Annotated in this window: 13 protein-coding genes; 5 read left to right on the top strand and 8 right to left on the bottom strand. The window is 68.5% G+C overall.

All coding sequences use genetic code 11. The annotated features are described in order from the left end of the window. Nucleotides 1–30: 30 nt before the first annotated feature. On the bottom strand, nt 31–1,083 hold the full coding sequence (locus tag GKO32_RS11355) for a Rieske 2Fe-2S domain-containing protein (RefSeq protein WP_166459492.1): 1,053 nt from the start codon (nt 1,081–1,083) through the stop codon (nt 31–33). A gap of 236 nt (nt 1,084–1,319) precedes the next feature. Here GKO32_RS11355 and GKO32_RS11350 point away from each other — a divergent pair, with 236 nt between their 5' ends. The 3 genes from GKO32_RS11350 to GKO32_RS11340 all read left to right on the top strand — a co-directional run bounded on the left by GKO32_RS11350 (nt 1,320) and on the right by GKO32_RS11340 (nt 3,856). Next, nucleotides 1,320–2,570: an NAD(P)/FAD-dependent oxidoreductase gene (locus tag GKO32_RS11350; protein WP_208024374.1), complete on the top strand. Its 1,251-nt coding sequence runs from the start codon at nt 1,320–1,322 to the stop codon at nt 2,568–2,570. A 3-nt stretch (nt 2,571–2,573) separates the two neighbouring features. Beyond that, nucleotides 2,574–2,891, top strand: coding sequence for a 2Fe-2S iron-sulfur cluster-binding protein (locus tag GKO32_RS11345; protein ID WP_154756787.1), 318 nt, complete (start codon nt 2,574–2,576; stop codon nt 2,889–2,891). Between the two features lie 107 nt (nt 2,892–2,998). Next, a complete protein-coding gene (locus GKO32_RS11340) occupies nt 2,999–3,856 on the top strand; it encodes a helix-turn-helix transcriptional regulator (protein ID WP_154756786.1) in 858 nt (285 codons plus the stop codon). 1 nt (nt 3,857) lies between these two features. On the opposite strand, the gene GKO32_RS11335 is transcribed toward GKO32_RS11340, so the two are convergent. Genes GKO32_RS11335 through GKO32_RS11325 form a run of 3 tightly spaced genes read right to left on the bottom strand, consistent with a single transcriptional unit; the run spans nt 3,858 to nt 6,251 of the window. Beyond that, complete coding sequence (locus GKO32_RS11335; RefSeq protein WP_154756785.1) at nt 3,858–5,051, bottom strand: alpha/beta fold hydrolase domain-containing protein; 1,194 nt, start codon at nt 5,049–5,051, stop codon at nt 3,858–3,860. Between the two features lie 19 nt (nt 5,052–5,070). Next, on the bottom strand, nt 5,071–5,766 hold the full coding sequence (locus GKO32_RS11330) for a VOC family protein (protein ID WP_208024373.1): 696 nt from the start codon (nt 5,764–5,766) through the stop codon (nt 5,071–5,073). Nucleotides 5,767–5,804: 38 nt separating this feature from the next. Then, nucleotides 5,805–6,251, bottom strand: a complete 447-nt coding sequence (locus GKO32_RS11325; protein ID WP_154756784.1) for a MarR family winged helix-turn-helix transcriptional regulator — start codon at nt 6,249–6,251, stop codon at nt 5,805–5,807. A 90-nt stretch (nt 6,252–6,341) separates the two neighbouring features. On the opposite strand from GKO32_RS11325, the gene GKO32_RS11320 reads away from it, so the two are divergent. Then, nucleotides 6,342–6,764, top strand: coding sequence for a GlcG/HbpS family heme-binding protein (locus tag GKO32_RS11320; protein ID WP_154756783.1), 423 nt, complete (start codon nt 6,342–6,344; stop codon nt 6,762–6,764). A gap of 75 nt (nt 6,765–6,839) precedes the next feature. On the opposite strand, the gene GKO32_RS11315 is transcribed toward GKO32_RS11320, so the two are convergent. Further along, entirely contained in the window at nt 6,840–9,980 is a 3,141-nt protein-coding gene (locus tag GKO32_RS11315; RefSeq protein WP_166459491.1) for an ATP-binding protein, read from the bottom strand. 98 nt (nt 9,981–10,078) lie between these two features. On the opposite strand from GKO32_RS11315, the gene GKO32_RS11310 reads away from it, so the two are divergent. Next, nucleotides 10,079–11,134, top strand: a complete 1,056-nt coding sequence (locus GKO32_RS11310; protein WP_154756781.1) for a class I SAM-dependent methyltransferase — start codon at nt 10,079–10,081, stop codon at nt 11,132–11,134. A 28-nt stretch (nt 11,135–11,162) separates the two neighbouring features. On the opposite strand, the gene GKO32_RS11305 is transcribed toward GKO32_RS11310, so the two are convergent. From GKO32_RS11305 to GKO32_RS11295, 3 genes are all read right to left on the bottom strand, one after another. Next, nucleotides 11,163–11,840: a flavodoxin family protein gene (locus GKO32_RS11305; RefSeq protein ID WP_154756854.1), complete on the bottom strand. Its 678-nt coding sequence runs from the start codon at nt 11,838–11,840 to the stop codon at nt 11,163–11,165. A gap of 155 nt (nt 11,841–11,995) precedes the next feature. Then, nucleotides 11,996–12,808, bottom strand: a complete 813-nt coding sequence (locus tag GKO32_RS11300) for an alpha/beta fold hydrolase (RefSeq protein ID WP_154756780.1) — start codon at nt 12,806–12,808, stop codon at nt 11,996–11,998. Between the two features lie 87 nt (nt 12,809–12,895). After that, nucleotides 12,896–14,443, bottom strand: coding sequence for an HD domain-containing phosphohydrolase (locus GKO32_RS11295; RefSeq protein ID WP_154756779.1), 1,548 nt, complete (start codon nt 14,441–14,443; stop codon nt 12,896–12,898). Between the last annotated feature and the right edge of the window lies 1 nt (nt 14,444).

Raw genomic sequence — 14,444 nt, 5'->3', positions numbered from 1 at the left:
ATGTCTCGCTTCGCGTTCCCTCCGCTGACCTCAATGGTTCGCACCGGCCAGCTCGCCGGCAGCGGCCTTCTCCTTTTCGATGAGCCCGGCGAGGTGCCTGCGCATCAACACCGATGCCTTGTCGGTGTGGATCAGCGCCGGTTTCATCGACATCAGGTCCCGGTCGCCGATGAGACGTTGTTGTGCCTCGATCATCGGCACGTCCTCGGTCGTGAAGATCCGGTGGAGCTCCGCACTGATCTTTTCGTGGACTTCGGCATCGTCGCGGTGGAAGTCCCGGGAAAGGCAGTAGAAATAGTGCGTCGTGCCGTCGGTCTCGGGCGTGTACAAATGCGCCGATCGGGAGGAAACCCCGCCTTCGCTGTACGGGGGCCGGCCAACCTGGCTGTACACCATCTCGTGCATCACCAAGGACGGCATGTGCCCGTGCGAGGTCTCACGCACGTCGACGCGCTCGGTCCCGGGCGGAAGCGCGGCCGCCCAGAACGGCGGCGGAACGACCTCGTACTGGTTGATGACCAGCTTCGTCACACCGTCCTCGATGCCGACCTTGGGTTCGTAGTTCTGCCGCATGTCCTCGGTGGTGAGGCTGCCCGAATGCAGATACAGCGCGTGCGAGACGTCCATCAAATTGTCGAGCATGAGCAGATAGTTGGCATTCGCATTGATGTATCCACGATTGTGCGCGCGCCCGCTTTCGGTGAGGAACGCGAATTCGCCGGGAATCAGGGTGTCGTCTGGTTCTCCCGCACCCGGCCAGATCCACAGCAGGTTGTACCGCTCGACCATGGGATAACGGCGCACGCGGGCACCCGAAGGCACGCCCTTGCCATGAGGATTGCGTACGCACCGGCCGTCAGCGCCGAACTCCAGGCCGTGGTAACCGCACTGGATGACATCGCCCACCTGCTTGCCCCGATGCAGCGGTGCGAACCGGTGTGGGCAAAGGTCGCTCAACGCCACAGGTGTGCCGTCCGCTTGCCGGAACATGACCACTGGCTCGTTCAGAAATCGCCGCCCCAAAGGCCGGCCGTGGACCAGTTCGTCCGACCACGCCGCGGCATACCAGGTGTTCTTCAGCATCGTCATCCTCCTCGATGAGGCTGGGAATCAAGGCCTGGGATTCGATGACCAGAACCGATACGGGAGGCTAACCACAAAAGGCGCCGGCGGGAGTCCCCCCGCGTCGGGACGGCGCAGGTCGGCCGCGCTGTCCCGTCCCCGTCGCAGGGGTCTTCACCCGCCGCGAGGCCGCTTTAGACTTCCCGCCTGAACCGAACGGCACAGTATTCAGTTCGATAAGGCGGGCAACGGTTTTGGTGACCTCGAACGCTTGCTTCGACATCCTGATCGTCGGCGGCGGGCATGGCGGAGCGCATGCGGCCACCACGCTTCGGCAGCGAGGATTCAACGGCACCCTGGCGATCGTCGGTGACGAGGACGTGCTCCCCTATGAGCGGCCACCACTGTCGAAGGAGTACCTAGCCGGGCAGAAGGACGTCACCCGGCTTCTGATCCGCGCACCTTCGTACTGGCACAATCGCCACGTCGAGATCTACCTGGGGCATCGGGTGGGCGCGGTGGATCCGGTCCGCAGGACCGTCCGCATGGACGACGACCGGACAATCGGCTATGGGCAGTTGATCTGGTGCGCCGGGGGCCGCCCGCGAAGGGTCAGGTGTCCTGGGCATGATCTCGCCGGCGTGCACTATGTGCGGTCCTACAAGGACGTCGACCGGCTGTTGAGCGACCTGGGGCGGGCCGGCCGTGTCGTGGTGATCGGTGGCGGCTACATCGGCCTGGAAGCCGCGGCGGTGCTGGCGAAAACCGGAAAACAGGTGACCGTGGTCGAAACGCAGGAGCGGGTGCTCGCCCGTGTCGCGGGGTGCGAACTGTCGCGTTTCTACGAAGAGCAGCATCGGGCGCACGGCGTCGACGTCCGGCTCCACTCCAGCGTCGACCGGATCGACGGCACCGCGGGCCGTGTGTGTGGTGTCCGGCTGACCTCGGGCGAGGTGCTCCCGGCCGACGTGGTCATCGTCGGGATCGGAATCGTGCCCGCGGTCGAGCCTTTGCTCGCGGCGGGCGCCCGAGGCGGCGACGGTGTCGCGGTCGACGAGTTCTGCCGCACGTCACTTCCCTCGATCTTCGCGATCGGGGACTGCGCACTGCACGTCAACCCGTTCGCCGACGGGCGGGAGATCCGGCTGGAATCGGTGCAGAACGCCCATGAGATGGCCCTCGTCTCCGCGAAAGCCGCCATGGGTGAAGAGGTCGCATACCGCGCGGTGCCCTGGTTCTGGTCGAACCAGTTCGATCTCAAGCTCCAGACGGTAGGGCTGTCGGCCGGATACGACCAGGAGGTGCTCCGCGGCGACCCGGAAACCCGGAGTTTCTCGGTTGTATATCTGAGACGAGGCCGGGTGATCGCACTCGACTGCGTCAATGCCGTCAAGGACTACGTCCAGGGACGCGCCCTCGTGCTCCACGGGGCCGAAGTGGCACCGGAGCGGCTTGCCGACGTCGGCGAACCGCTCAAGCAGATGCTCGAAACACGTGGGAATGGATGACACATGAGCAAGATTGTGGTGACCGATCGCGACGGCCACGAGCACACCGTGGTGGGGGTGGACGGCCTTTCGGTCATGGAGTTGATTCGCGACAACGGGATCGACGAGCTTCTCGCGCTCTGCGGTGGTTGCCTCTCCTGCGCCACGTGCCACGTCTATGTGGACCCGGAATGCTCGAACCTCCTTCCGCCGCAGAGCGAGGACGAATCCGACCTGCTCGAAAGCAGCGATCACCGTCGCCCCACCTCCCGCCTCGCCTGCCAGATCCCGTTCTCCGAGGACCTCGATGGCCTCAACGTCACCATCGCTCCGGAAGACTGAAGCCTGGTGCTGTCCCCCTGGCAGGGGACAGCACCAGGCACGCCCTCCTTGTTAACGTCGGATGCCCGTCCCAGCAGGTCAACGGAGATCAGGAAGGCTGGTGGCCCATGACATTCGTGGTTTCTGCCGAGCCGCCCATCAGTTCCTCGCCGGCCGGCTTGGCCGGCCTTGTCGACGGCATCGGTGAGCGGGACTTCGGTAACCGGCTTCTCGCGCTGCTGCACGACGTGTGCGGCGCCGACTATTGCACGGTATTCCACCTGAACTCCCTCGGTGGGCAGATGGTCACCACGGCCGGCCTGAACAGCATCGATGTCGCGCAGCGGCAGGCTCGGCTCTATCTCGAGGGCCAGCGGTGGAAGAGTGACCCGATGATCCTCCAGTCCCGCAAGCAACTCACCGGGCGGCACACGTCCAGTGTGGTACACATGGCGGTCCGGGAGCTTCCCGATGTGGCCTACCGTGACCGGTTGTACACGAGGGCCGGCGTCTGCGACCGGGTTCTGTTGTGCGGCCGCTCGGCGACGGGGGTCATCGGCCTGAGCGTGTTACGCACCTCGAAGGCCGGCATATTCGGCGGCGAGGATCTCCGGCAGGTACACGAGGTCTCGTCGGTGCTGCTGGCGATCATCGACAAACATGTCGGCGTACTTCGCCAGGACCTGAACCTTCGCCGGGCACTGACTTCCCTGGATCAGATCGAGAACTGCCTTACGAACAGCCGGATTCCCCTGAGCCCCCGCGAGAAGCAGGTCTGCGCACGCATTCTCTACGGTATGTCGTCGAACGACATCGCGATCGATCTCCATATCGGTGACGAGACGGCGACCACCTACCGCAAGCGCGCCTACCAGCGGCTGGAGATCACGACGCAACGCGAACTGCTCCTGTGGTATCTCGACCTCTGGGAGGAGCGCTACCTCCGCGGACATGCCGGACTCGGCGGCAGCCGCGCCACGTCGTAGTTCACCCTCGAGGACCTTGCCTGCCGCGATTTGCCTGCTCGCGGGCCCAATCCATCGAGATTCGGGTCACCTCCTCGAGCTTGCCGGCCTGACCGGCGTAATAGTGCGTGGCCCCCTCGATGGTCACGAACTGTTTGTCCCGCGATGCCGCCGCCTCGAACACGGACCGGATATGCGGCTCGGGAACCGCGTCGTCAGCGCTGTTCTCGATGGCAAGGAATGGGACACTGATCCGGGAAGCGCTACGCAGACCATCAGCGTTGGTGTCGTCGATCGACCATTGCGACAGCCAGGCGCGCAGTGTCGAAAAACGTGCCAGCCCCACAGGCCCGTTGTTCACCGTTTCCGGCTTGCCGAGGTAACACCAGTCAGGCCGCCTGCCATTCGGATCGAGTGTCGCATCGAGGAACCGTGGGTCGGCCAGCGTCCGGTGTGTGACGAAGCCGCGTTCCACTTCCCCGGTACCGAGCTGCCTCAGCTGGTTGAGCTGCTGCTTCACCCCCGCCGTGATCCGCCGCACCCGGTCCAGCTGGGCGGCCCGATATCGGGACACGAACTCGGCCGGGTATGGCGGGCGGTTCGGATTGCCGGGGGCATAGATGTCGAGCTCAGGGTCCCGGTCATCGGGATCGAGCTCGTTGCGGACCGAGGGGTCGATCATCTCGGAAAGCATCCGCGCACGTGAGATATGTGCGGCCTGGAAAACGACGGCGTCCGCGGGCATCAGGCCGGCACTCGTGATGTCCACCGGGTCGCCTGCCGGAGTGTGCGTGATGCTGGGATGTTCGGCCTGTGACTGGTAGAAGAGCGCGAGCGAGCCACCACCACTCCAGCCAAGGAGCACGATTTGCTCGTATTCCCACACGTTTTTCGCATGCGAGATATAGGCTCCGAGATCGAGCAGAACCTTCTCCAGCACACACGCGGTGTCGTTGCGGGCGTAGCGGCTGCCGGCGCACAGAACGTGTGCGCCGGCAGCCGCCATCGCCCGTGGAACAGGCAGCAGCTGGAGAGTCGACGCGGGGTGCATCATCACGTAGAGCGTGCGGGACGGCACGCCGTGCGGACGTATCAGTATCCCCTCGAGGTTGACCGCGCCCTGGTTTCCCGCGAAGCCGTAGGTTTCGGTGAACGCTGCCGATTCATCGTAGGCCAGGTGCACCCAGTCGAAATCGAGCGAGTTGTCCGACGACATCCGCTGATGCCCTTCCGACTCAGGAATGCCCGTAGCGCTTGCGCTCTTCGCGGATGAGTTCGAGCAGTGCCTCCGCAACGTCGCGTCCTTCCGCCTGTGCCTTCTTCTTCGTCCCACACCACTTGGCGAGGTCGATTTCGCCCTGCTCGGTGTGCCGGTTCCATTCGGGATCCAGTGGTGTCGTGATCTCGAGGCGGATGCCGTTGGGGTCATGGAAGTAGATGCTGTAGACAAAACCCTTGTGATCGATCGGTCCGATCACCTCGATGTCGTTTTCGCGGAGCCACGCGAGCCACCGGTCGACGTCGCCGCGATCGGCCGCCTGCAGGGCAAGATGGTCGAAGACCTCGTAGGCGGGATGGGTGCTCTCGGGACGATCCGGCAGGCCGGGCGCCTCGAAAAAGGCGATCGTCGACCCGTCCTGCATCCGGAAGAAGATGTGAAAGTACGGAAAACTGTCACCCGTCGACGGAACCTTGTCGTCATAAATGGTGCTTGCGAGCTCCATACCCATGATTTTGGTGTAGAAAGCGGCCGTGCTCTCCACGTCATGCGTGACCCATGCCGCGTGATTGAGCATGACCGGCGTCAGTTTCCCATTTTCGGGCGAGCCGATCGCGTTATCGCGCAGAGTTGCCGTACCTGGTCGAGCCATTGCCATCTCCAACCGAGAGCTTGAATTCAGCGAGCCGGTGTTTTTTCTACTCGGCGGCAACCAGGCCCGCTATCCCCTTCGGCTGGGACAAATGACCGTCAGAACGGCAGCGCGTGGCCGGCGCGTTGTGCGGCTTCGGTCACCTGGGCCAGCAGTGCTTTGAGCGTCTTGAGTTCGCCGGACGTGAGGTTCGCGGCGAGGTCGTTGTCCAGTGCTGTGACGCGCGCGTCGGCGCGGTCGAACACCTCACGCCCCTGGTCGGTGAGCCGGATCTCGAGCAGGGTGCGATGCACGGGATGGGCGGCGCGCTGGACCAGGCCACGGCTCAGCAAGCGCCCCACCGTGCTGTTCATGGTCTGCGGCGTGACCTGACATTGCCGGGCTAGTTCGGCGGAGGTGATGCCGTCGTGGTAACTCAAGATGGTCAGTGCGGCCTGCTGAGCGGGCGTGAGACCGAACTCCCGCAGCACCTGCTCCTTGGCCTGTTGAGTGGCCTGTTCCGCACGCTTGACGAAGGTCAGCAGCCGCTCCGAGTAGTGACCCATGCGACAAGCCTACTGGCTCCACGTAGCACACGTTGCACAATCAGCCTGCATACTGTTGACTATCAGCCATCGAATAAGGAGGCAGCATCAATGGCACCCATCCGCCAGGTCCCCACCATCACCAACGCCGCCGCCCGCCAGATCGTCGACGCCGCCGTCACCGCCGCCGCAGCTGCCGGCCAGCGGTCCGCGATCGCGGTCGTCGATGCCGCCGGGCAGCTGAGCGCTTTCACCCGCATGGACGGTGCTCCCCCGCAAGCCATCCAGATTGCCCAGGACAAGGCCTACACCGCCGCCGGGTTCGGTATGCCCACCGGCCAATGGCACGACTTCATGACGAACGACAGCCCGCTCGCCATGGGCGCCCCCGGCGGCATCGCTCGCCTGATCCCCTTCGGCGGAGGGCTACCGATCATCATCGACGGTCACGCCGTCGGCGGCATCGGCGTCTCCGGCGGCCACTGGACCGACGACACCAAGGTCGCCGAAGCGGCGATCAACGCGATCGGCTGACGACCAGATGATCATCGACCGGTAGCCCGGACACGCGTCACACGTCGACCGCATGGGGTGGCGGCCCGGCCCGCGTCAACTCGGGTCGTAGCGGCAGTGCGCGCCGGTTCGCACGGTGGCGTCGAGGTTGGCGCCGAGCTCGGGCGCCCGGTCGGCGATGCGCCGGATCGCGGTGCGGATCGCCCGGGTGACGTTGACCCGGGCTCGTTCGGCGTCCGACCCCAGCCGGCGCGGGCGGCCGCCGAGCCCCGTCGCCGCCGCCAGCTCGCGGATCAGGAAGTCGCGTTCGACCTCGAGGCCGGCCCTGCGCTCGGGGTCGTGCCACGACGCCGCCTCGTCGATGTCCTCATCGAGCTCGCGCAGCCGACGCCGATAGGCGGCCCGTGCGGTCGCGTCGAGCACGACGTCCGAAGTTCCCCCGAGGTGCAGGCCGTCCTCGGGGGCAGGTTCGGCTCCGCCCGAAGCGGAGAGCAGGGCCGCCAGCTGCGCGGCGGAGATGTCCCGGCCGGGGCTGCGGACCAGCTCGGCGAGGTAGGTCAGCCCGCGGCTGCGCGGCAGCCGCACGACCGTCTTGTCCTGCCGCACCGTGCAGACGTCGCCGTCGTGCTCCACGGTGATCGCGGCGGCCGTGCCGGATCGGGGCAGCAGTGCGCTCAACCGGTGCACGCGGGCCAGCCGCTCCCCTTCATCGCGCAGCGACCGGGCCCGTGCGTCACCGCCGAGAAACCGGGCGTACTCCAGGCAGCACAAGGCGAGCCAAGCGGGCGCCGCGGCGCGCCGATGGGCGGCAACCGCAGCCTCGAAATGCTCGCGCGCGGCATCGTCGTGACCGGTCAGCCTCGCCAGGCGCGCCAGGTACAGCTCGACCGACCCCAGGCAGCTGACCGCGCCGGCGGGCACGACGAACCGGGCACGGAACGGCGCGATGGCCGCATACAGCACGGCCGCGGCGTCCCGATCGTCAAGCACGACACTGCCGGCCGCGAGCAGACACAGCGTCCACACGTAGAGCATGTCGTGCGGCAGATCGGCGACCTCGGTCATCATCCGCGCGAAACGCGCGCGAGCGTCGTCGTGCTCGCCACGCCCACTCAGGATCAGCACGAGCGCCGCCTCGTGCGCGGCGCGCAGCCGGGAGTGCTCGACCAGCTCGCGCAGGATGCGCTCCATGTCCTCGGCGTCGCGCTCGTCGAGGCCACCGAACAGCCACACCGAGAACAGTTGCCCCCAGTAGACGGCGTCGGTGTCCGGCAGCTCGCAGCGTTGCCCCAGCTCCCAGGCCTGCCTGGCGAGGTCGCGGGCGTCGGCGAGACGCCCGCGAAGCGCGGCGAGTGTGGAGCGCCGCGACACCGCGAGGTGCAGCACCGTGGGCTGGTGCAGATCGGCGGCGAGCCGGTCCAGGTCCGCCGATACGATGCCGGCCTGCTCGAGGTCGCCGCACTCGAGGGCGAACACCAGCCGCCACATGACGCCGTCCAGCATCAGCGCGCCGTCGCCGCACACCCTGCCCAGCTCAGCGATCCGGGCCGCCACCACCAGGGCAGGGCGTGGATCATGCTCACCCCAGCTGACATACAGCTGCGCGGACAAGGCCAGTCCCAGCACCCCCGGGTCGGCGCACAGGCCGGCCACCGACACCGCTTTCCGGGCGTACTCGCGGGCAGCGGGCCGGTCGCCGTGCACGGACGCGACCGCGAGCCGCGCCAGCACCCGGCTCCTGGTCGGTGTCGCGGCGCCGGCCCACGCCTCGTCGGCTCGGCGGAGCAGGCCGATGGTCGTGTCGTCGATGGTGTTGAAATCCAGATGCTCGGCGCGCAGCAACGCCACCGCGCTGCGCCGCTCGGGATCGTCCAGGCGCGCGGCCATCTTCGCGGCGAGATCAAGCTGGTGCCGCGCCTGGGCCAGCCGGCCAGACCGCTGTAACGCCGACACCAGCGCCAGCAGCAGGTCGATCCGCCGCTCAGAAGTGTCCTCAGTAGACCGTCCTAACGCGACAGTCGCCTGCCGGTAAAACACGACCGCGTCCTCGTAGGCCATCGCCGCGACGGCCTCGTCACCCGCCTCAGTGGCGTAGCGGACGGCTTCCGCGCCGCCCGCGACCGGCCAGGCCGCGAGAAAGTGCCGAGCCAGCGTGGGTGCGGCCACTGCGGGATCACCGGCCAGCGCCCGCCCTGCCGCGAGGTGCAGGGACGCGCGGTCGGTGGTGCGCAAGTCGTCGTAGAGTGCCTCGCGCACCAGGGAATGCGTGAACGCGTACCGGCCAGGCTCGACCGGGTCCTGCGTGAGCAGGTCGGCTCGGCAGGCTTCGTCGAACGTCCGGCGCACAGTGCCGGCCGGCGCGTCGAGCACGTCGGCCACCTGCGCGACCCGGATCTCCCCGCCGAGCACAGCGGCGAGTGCAAGGGCCTTCGGCACACCACTGGAGTCCGTGACACGCTGCGCGCGGCGACGGATCGCCTGCCGTAACCCGGCCGGGATGTCCGCGTCGGCCGGGGAGCTCCGGTCGAGCTGTTGCAGCACGTGGGCGACGAACAGGGGGTTTCCCAGCGTCCGCTCCAGCACGCGACGGACCAGATCGGCGTCCGCGCCGGACATCAGGGTCTCGATCTCGGCGTGGCCGAACGGCTGCGGCGCAACCGTGACGGCGAACGCGGCCAGCCGGTCCACCGCCGCGGACAGCTCGGCGTCGAGCCGCACCTCCGCGTCCCGGCACGTCGCGACCAGCAGCAGCGGGATGTGCCGGCTGTGCCGGGCGACGAACTCCAGCATCAGCGCACTCGCGCACCCCGCCGCGTGCAAGTCCTCGAGGACCACGACCACCGGCCGGGTGTCCGCGACCGACTCCAGAACCACGGTCACCGCCTCGTACAACGCGAACCGATCCGAGGTCTCCCCGCCCGCTGCACCCGGCCGCAGCGCCGACAGCGCGTCACCGAATGCGTCGATCACCGGGCCCGCACCCGCAGCCGTCGCACGACGCAGGACCTGCACCCACGGCCAGTACGTCGGTGCGCCGCCCTCGTCCCAGCCCGCGCCCACCAGAACCGCGGCGCCCTCCTCACGCGCCTCGCCGCAGAACGCCTCGACCAGCGTGCTCTTCCCGATGCCGGCCTCGCCTCGCACCAGCACCAGCTCACCGGCCCCACGCCGGACTCGATCAAGCGCGGAGCGCAACGCCGAGAGCTCCCGCCCGCGGCCGACCACAACCCTGCTCACAGCGAACCCGCCGTTCCGGTGTACATCGCGGCTGAACAGCGCGTTCATCGTAACGGAACGCCTTTGAAATCAGCGTGACAAGCAGAGGAGGCACCACCATGGACGAGCAGCGCGCCACCGAATTCACCGGCCGGGTACTGACCGACACCGCCGCCGCCGCGACCACCGTGCTGGCCGCGTTCGGCGATCGCCTCGGCCTGTTCAAGGATCTCGCCGCACAAGGCCCGGCCACCAGCGCCCAGCTCGCGCGGCGCACCGGCCTCAATGAACGGTATGTGCGTGAGTGGCTGAGCGGCATGTACGCCGCGGGATACCTCACGTACGCCGACGCCGACCAGCGCTACCCCCTGCCGGCCGAACACGCCCCCGCACTGGCGACCGAACCCGGTCCCGCCTTCTTCGGCGGCGTGCACCAGGAACTGCTCGGCGCGCTCCAGCGCTACGACGACGTGCTCGGCTCGTTCCACACCGGAGGCGGCGTGCACGCGGAGCACCTGCACCCCGACGTCGCCGCCGGCACCGGACGGTTCACTGCCCAATGGCACCGGAACCTGCTCGTGCAGGACTGGCTGCCACGCGTGCCCGGCACGCTGGCGAAGCTCCGCGACGGCGCACGGATAGCCGACATCGGCTGCGGGGCCGGGCTCGCGCTGATCACGCTCGCGGGCGCCTTCCCCACGGCTTCGTGCGCGGGCTACGACGTCTCCCCCGCCGCCATCGAGACGGCCCGCACCAATGCCGAAGAAGCCGGCGTCGGCGACCGTGTCCGCTTCGAGGTGCGCGACGCGGCGGACGGCCTGCCCGAACACTTCGACGTGATCACCACATTCGACGTGGTACACGACGCGGTCGACCCGCTCGGCATGCTCCGCTCGATCCGGGAAGGCCTCCGTGCAGGCGGCCGCTACCTGTGCCTGGACATCAACTGCTCCGCCGATCCCAGCGACAACGTCGGTCCGATCGCCACACTGCTCTACGGGTTCAGCCTGCTGTACTGCATGACCACCTCACTGGCCGAGGACGGCGAAGGGCTCGGCACCCTCGGCCTGCCCGAACCGAAACTCCGCGAACTCGCTACTCGCGCCGGCTTCACCACCGTCGAACGCGTCCTCATGGACAACCCGTTCAACGCGCTCTACGAACTACGCCGATAGCCGCCGACAAGCCATGCCGTTGATGTCTTCACCGATGTTCAGGGTTTTCGTAGTCGCGGCGGCAGCCGGCGTCCCATGCGGTGCGCTGGTTGCCGTACGCGGGGATGCCGCCGAGGTCCTTCAACGTCCGGGCCAGGTGCAGCAGGTTCCAGGTCATGAAGGTGGTGTTGCGGTTGGTGAAGTCGTTTTCCGGGCCGCCTGATCCGGGGTCGAGGTAGGAGGGGCCGGGACCGGCCTCGCCGATCCAGCCGGCATCCGCCTGGGGTGGGATGGTGTAGCCGAGGTGTTGCAAGCTGTAGAGGACGTTCATGGCGCAGTGCTTGATGCCGTCCTCGTTGCCGGTGATCAGGCAGCCGCCGACGCGGCCGTAGTAGGCGTACTGGCCGTTCTCGTTGAGCAGGCTGGAGCAGGCGTAGAGACGTTCGATCACCTGCTTCATCACGGAGCTGTTGTCGCCCAGCCAGATGGGGCCGGCCAGCACGAGAATGTCGGCCGCCAGGACCTGCTGGTACAGGTTCGGCCATGCGTCGGTTTCCCAGCCGTGCTCGGTCATGTCGGGCCACACGCCGGTGGCGATGTCGTGGTCCACCGCACGGACGACATCGAGGTGGACTCCTTGCGCGCCCATGATGGCGGTGCTGCGATCGATCAGCCCTTGCGTGTTGCTCGTCGCCGGCGACCGTTTGAGGGTGCAGTTGAACACCATGGCGCGCAGATCGTCATACCGGGCCGGCGGTGCATCGGTGGCGGGCGAGCTCACGCGATCCTCCCAGAGTCCTCGGCCGCCCGGGTGCGCGGCGAGTCGTCGGTATCCATGTCCAGCATGCGGGCCCTGCGCGGGAGGCGCCACCGGGAACCCCGTCAGGCGGTGGCAATGGTGCCGGTCGTGACCTCGGCGGCGAAGGCGGCGACCACGCCGGCGAATTCGTCGGGCCTTTCGGCGTAGGTAACGTGCCCGGAGCCGTCCAGTTCGACGAAGCGAGTGTCGGGCAGAGCACGGGCCAGCGTGCCGGCGATGGCTCGCAGAGCGGGGTGGCTGTCCGTGCCGGCGAGCACCAGGCAAGGCAGCGGGATGGTCGCCGCGTCGTCGCGGCCGAACTGGTATGGCTGACCCGCGAACTCGGCCAGCATCATCGGCCCGTTGGTGCGGTAGCGGTCCTTGGCCGTCTCGTCGAGCTGAGACCACAGGCCGGGGCAGACGAGCGGGAAGAACGCATCGACCGCCGCGGCCGGCCCACCGGCGTCCGCGGCCGGACGCACCGCCGCGGCGATCTCGGCCATGAAGGCCTGTCCGGCCTCGGGTTCGAGGCTCAAGATCGGCGGTTCGGAAAACACCGCACCGGTCAACAGGCCGGGGCGGGTGCGGGCGAGCTCCACGGCGATCCGGGCACCCCCGGAGGAGCCGACCACGACCGGCCGGCGCAGACCGAGAGTTTCGATCAACACCGCGGCGTCGGTGGCGTGGGCCGGCACGGACTCGGGCTCGCTGCCCCGGCCGCTGCGGGTGTGGCCGCGACGGTCATAGGTGATGCACGTGTACCGGGTGGACAGCCGCTCGACCTGGCTCGCCCACACGTCGGCGTCTCCGCACATGCCGTGGATGAACAGCAGCGCGGGACCGCTGCCGGCCTGCTCGTAGTAGATGGTGGTGTCGCGCACCGCGATGGTGGGCATCGGTTCCTCCTCGCTCAGGACTGGTCAAGGAAACGATGCGCGCGCGGGCGTGCCGGCCGCATCGGGCGAACACCCCATTCCCGGGAATCAGGTGTCGAGGAGGCGATGCCGCATCGCGAACACCGCCACGGCGGCCCGGGAGTTGACGCCAGTCTTGGCGTAGAGGTTCTCGATATGCCGGCCGACGGTCTTGACCGACAGCTGAAGTCCCGACGCGACCTCCTTATTGGTGCGCCCCCGCGCGATCAGCCGCAGCACCTCGACCTCCCGGTCGGTCAGGCCCGCCGGCCACCCGGGCCGTCGTGCCCACGCCGCGGGCCGGCCGGTGGCCGCCAGCACGGCCTCCGCCGCCGCACGGTCGAGCCGGCCGGCCGCTACCTCGGCCATGACCGCATCGGCGATCCCCCGGGCGGCGAGAGCCGGGCGGTGGGGACGATCCGCGCCCAGGGCCGCGACCACGTCCGCCGCCGCCAGCACCCGCTCGCATGGGCCCAGCTCCCGGGTGCCGCGGTAGTAGCCGGAGCCGTCGAGCCGCTCATGGTGGGCACCGGCGAGCCGCCCCAGGTCCGCCAACGCGGGACAGCAGGCCAGGATCGACTCGGTCAAGTACGGGTGCTGCCGGACCCGCTCCCAGTCCGCCACCCCGAGCGGTCCCGGCCGGTCCCAGATCCCGTTGGGCACCCCCACCCGGCCGAGGTCGTGCACCAGCGCCGCACGCCGCACGATGGTGATGGCCTCGGGCGTCATCCCCAGGTGGCGGGCGGCGGCGCCGGCCAGCCCGGCCACCCGCGGCGAGTGCCCGCGCATCGACGGCGATTTCAAGTCGGTGAAGTCGGCCACCGCCTCCAGAGCCGCATCCAGGCCCGGCCCGTCGATCTCGTCACCGCCGGCGTCGGCGGCCAGCATTGCCTCCCACACATCCGACTCGTCCAGCGAGCCGAGCACGGCGGACCCCACCGCCACACACGCGTCGACCACCGCGGGATCGTAGGCCCGGCCCCGGCGAGCATTCAGCACCTCGCCCAGCTGCGCCGGGCTGATCCCCCACCACAGAGCGGCGTCCCCGGCGACCACCGCCACCCGCACCGCCAGCGGGACGGCATCGCCGGCCAGGCCGTCGGGGAACCCGGCACCGTCCCAGCGCTCATAGCCGTGGCCAAGCGCCTCGCGCACCATCGGGGCCGTGCCGAGGCGTTCGGCGAGCATCGCCGCCACCTCGCAATGCGCCGACAGCGATCGCTTGGCCCCTGCGGGGTCGGCGAGCGCACCCGCCACCAGCGCCGCCCGCCGCAGCGGCAGAAGCCCCACGCCGACCGTGCGCACCAGCTGCCGGCCCATCTCCCCCTTGCCGCCCATCGCCACCGGCGCCATCCCGGCCAGAAACGCCCGATCATCCCCACCGGTCATCCGCGCCGTCTCCCCCGCATCCGCCGTGCACCCCAAGAACCGCAGCAATGCGACCTGCTGAGCAGCGGCCACGGACGCATCGTCGAGGCCCAATTGCCGGCCGAGAGCCACCGCCAGCACCGACGTCCGCACACCATGCAAATGCGCCTGACCGGTGCCCAGATCGGTGGCCAAAGAGACCGCACCCAGCAACTCGACCAGACGCAGCTTTACCTTGCTCCCCGGCATC

The organism is Amycolatopsis pithecellobii (assembly GCF_009707865.1).
Lineage (GTDB): Bacteria > Actinomycetota > Actinomycetes > Mycobacteriales > Pseudonocardiaceae > Amycolatopsis_E > Amycolatopsis_E pithecellobii.
This window is presented reverse-complemented; position numbering and strand designations above follow the sequence as displayed.